Annotated in this window: 1 pseudogene; it reads left to right on the top strand. The window is 63.7% G+C overall.

Annotated features, from left to right (window positions below):
• Positions 1–278: pseudogene (locus tag A3728_RS15815) on the top strand (porphobilinogen synthase); the annotation flags it as partial.

The raw sequence follows: 278 nt of genomic DNA, 5'->3' as shown, positions 1-278 counted from the left end.
GGCCACAGCCATGTGGCGATCCTCAGCTACGCCGCCAAATACGCCAGCGCCTTCTATGGCCCGTTCCGGGATGCGGTGGGTGCCTCCGGCGCGCTGACGGGGGACAAGAAAACCTACCAAATGGATCCGGCCAACAGCGATGAAGCCCTGCGCCTTGTGGCGCGCGACCTCGCCGAAGGGGCGGATATGGTGATGGTCAAACCCGGGCAGCCCTATCTCGATATCTGCCGTCGGGTGAAAGACAGCTTCGGTGCCCCGACCTTCGCCTATCAGGTCAG

Source organism: Sulfitobacter sp. HI0040, assembly GCF_001634885.1.
Classification (GTDB): domain Bacteria; phylum Pseudomonadota; class Alphaproteobacteria; order Rhodobacterales; family Rhodobacteraceae; genus Sulfitobacter.
Note: the sequence above shows the minus strand (reverse complement) of the source record. Positions and strands in the feature narration are given on the sequence as shown.